The organism is Streptomyces sp. MB09-01, assembly GCF_033794505.1.
Classification (GTDB): Bacteria; Actinomycetota; Actinomycetes; order Streptomycetales; family Streptomycetaceae; genus Streptomyces.
This window is the reverse complement of the sequence record NZ_JARAYQ010000493.1, coordinates 1-2,724: the sequence shown is the minus strand read 5'-3', so window position 1 is coordinate 2,724 and position 2,724 is coordinate 1. Positions and strand designations below refer to the sequence as shown.

Annotated in this window: 4 protein-coding genes; 1 reads left to right on the top strand and 3 read right to left on the bottom strand. The window is 70.2% G+C overall.

Annotation, left to right across the window (positions count from 1 at the left end):
- From PV721_RS42780 to PV721_RS42770, 3 genes are all read right to left on the bottom strand, one after another.
- Positions 1–610, bottom strand: a 610-nt coding sequence (locus PV721_RS42780; protein WP_319734215.1) for an NADH-quinone oxidoreductase subunit C, incomplete at its 3' end; no start/stop codon positions are given.
- Complete coding sequence (locus PV721_RS42775) at positions 607–1,194, bottom strand: NADH-quinone oxidoreductase subunit B family protein (protein ID WP_319734214.1); 588 nt, start codon at positions 1,192–1,194, stop codon at positions 607–609. The genes PV721_RS42775 and PV721_RS42780, both read right to left, overlap by 4 nt.
- Positions 1,185–1,592, bottom strand: coding sequence for an NADH-quinone oxidoreductase subunit A (locus PV721_RS42770; RefSeq protein ID WP_030710243.1), 408 nt, complete (start codon positions 1,590–1,592; stop codon positions 1,185–1,187). The genes PV721_RS42775 and PV721_RS42770 overlap by 10 nt, the downstream gene beginning before the upstream one ends.
- Positions 1,593–1,739: 147 nt before the next feature.
- Between PV721_RS42770 and PV721_RS42765 the strand changes: the two genes are divergently transcribed.
- A partial coding sequence (locus PV721_RS42765) for a sensor histidine kinase (protein WP_319734212.1) occupies positions 1,740–2,724 on the top strand: 985 nt, incomplete at its 3' end.

Below are 2,724 nucleotides of genomic sequence, written 5' to 3'. Positions count from 1 at the left end.
GGGTGCGGGCCGGGCGGGCGGGGGCCGGCGGGAGCTGGCCCTTCATCGGGCCCCAGTCGTTGGGGTCCGGGACGCCCGGCGGGAGCATCTGCCGGCGCTTCGGCGCGTCCGGATCGTGGGCCTCGCCCGGTTCCTTGGCGCCGGGCCAGGCCTTGGCGACCCGCGCGGCCAGGACGAAGTCCTTGCGCAGCGGGTGCCCTTCGAAGTTCTCCGGGAGGAGGAGGTGGACGAGGTGCGGGTGGTCGGTGAAGACGATCCCGAACATCTCGTAGGTCTCGCGCTCGTGCCATTCCGCTCCCGCGTACACGGCGACCGCCGACGGCAGGGAGGGGGCGCCGTGCGGGACGGTCGTGCGCAGCAGGAGACGCCGTACGCGGTGGTTCTCCAGCGAGGCGACGTGCGCGCAGATCCGGAAGCCGGTGCCGGGCTCGTCGACCGCGCTCAGCCAGTCGAAGTACGTGCAGCCCAGCTTGTCCCGGGCGATTTCGAGGGCGGCGATCCAGCTGCCGACGGGCACGTCCACCGTGAGGACGTCGTACGAGACCTCGGCGACGGCCTCGGCCCCGAAGACCGTCGGCGCCGCGTCGGGGAGGGAGTCGTAGAGGTTCACGCACCGCCCCCTGGGGCCGGCGGGGCCGTGACCAGGCCGCTGGTGAGCTGGGAGACGGACGGCGCGGCCGCGTAGCGGTCGGCCAGCGACTCGCGGGCGATCTTCTCCTGGAGCTTGAGGATGCCCTGGAGGAGGGCCTCCGGGCGCGGCGGGCAGCCCGGCACGTAGACGTCGACCGGGATGATCTGGTCGACGCCCTTCGTCACCGAGTACGAGTCCCAGTAGGGGCCGCCGCAGTTGGAGCAGGCGCCGAAGGAGATGACGTACTTCGGCTCCGGCATCTGCTCGTAGAGCCGCTTCACGGCCGGGGCCATCTTGTCCGTGACGGTGCCCGAGACGATCATGAGGTCCGCCTGGCGCGGCCCCGGTGCGAAGGGGATCACGCCGAGGCGGATGAAGTCGTGCCGGGCCATGGACGCGGCGATGAACTCGATCGCACAGCAGGCCAGACCGAAGTTGAAGACCCACAGGCTGTACCGGCGGCCCCAGTTCAGGACCACCTTCATGGGTTCCGGGGCCAGTCGGGAGAGGACTCCCAGGCGCTTGGGCTCAGGGAGCAGCTCCGGCTGAGGTGTCACGTCCATTCGAGGACGCCCTTCTTGTACGCATAGAGCAGGCCGACGGCCAGGAAGCCCAGGAAGATGAACATCTCCACCAGCGTCGTGGCGCCGTAACCGGCGGCGGCGAACACCGTCGCCCACGGGAACAGGAAGATCGAGTCGACGGCGAAGATGACGTAGAGGAAGGCGTAGACGTAGTAGCGGACCTGGGTGTGCGCCCAGCCCTCGCCCACCGGGTCCACGCCGCATTCGTAGGTCAGCAGCTTCTCGTGGGTCGGGACCACGGGCCGCAGCAGGCGGCCGGCGCCGAAGGCCACGGCCACGAAGAGCACACCGAGGGCGGCCAGCAGACCGACGACCGAATAACTCCGGAAGTAGTCCGCCGCGAGCACGGTTACGGTCGATACCGTTGGTTCGGGCACGTCCGTTCCTCGCTCCTCGGTCACTGTCGACGATCTGGTACGGACGGGAGTCTAGGGCCTGCCTCACACAGGGTGGGGTTATCCCCCGTTCACAGCACCCCGGACACCCCATGGCATCGGCGGGCCGCTCTTGACAGGCTGTGGCCCATGACCACGAGCCATGCCATCCCCGACAACGATCGGCCTCCCCCCGTGCGCGCCGCCTTCAGCGCCGTGACGTGGAAGGAGATCGCCTATCTGCTGACCAACCTGCCGTTGGCGATCATCGGATTTGTTTACGCGGTTGTCATGGTTTCCGTCACGGGCGGTCTTTCCGTGACCGCGATCGGAATTCCCCTGCTCGCATGCGGTCTCTATCTGTCTCGGCAAATGGGACGACTGGACCGGGCCCGCGCCCGCGCGCTGTTGGGCGTACGGGTGGACGAGCCGACCCCGATCCCCGGTCCGAAGCGGTCCGGCGGATTCTTCCCCTGGCTGTGGACGAGCATCAAGGACCCCGTCGGCTGGCGGACCGTGCTGTACCAGCTGATCCGGCTGCCGTGGGGCGTGCTCACCTTCACGGTAGCCCTGACCGGCCTGTTCGTGCTGTGGCCGGTGCTGCCGTATTTGGTGCGGCTGCTGGCGAACGCGGACCGGGCGATGGTACGGGGGCTGCTGTCGCCCTCCGACGACCTGGAGCGGCGGATCGCGGAGCTGGAGTCCGACCGCGGCGTGGTCGTCGACACCGCGGCGGCCGACCTGCGGCGCATCGAGCGGGACCTGCACGACGGGGCGCAGGCGCGGCTGGTGGCGCTGGCGATGGGGCTGGGCCTGGCGAAGGAGAAGCTGCTGGAGGACCCGGAGGGCGCGGCCGCGATGGTCGACGAGGCCCACGGGGAGGTGAAGCTGGCGCTTCAGGAACTGCGGGACCTCGCCCGCGGGATACATCCGGCCGTGCTGACGGACCGGGGGCTGGACGCGGCGCTGTCGTCGGTGGCGTCGCGGTGCGTGGTGCCGGTGAAGGTGGCGGTGGACCTGCCGGAGGCGCGGCCGGCGGAGGCGATCGAGGGGATCGCGTACTTCGTGGTGTCCGAGCTGCTGCAGAACGTGAGCAAGCACGCGGGGCCGGGGGCGCGGGGCGCGAGCGTGGAGG

What these genes read in the sequence shown, in the direction of transcription:
- PV721_RS42775 (WP_319734214.1), bottom strand. Translation starts at nt 1,194, where the DNA reads ATGGACGTGACACCTCAGCCGGAGCTGCTCCCTGAGCCCAAGCGCCTG.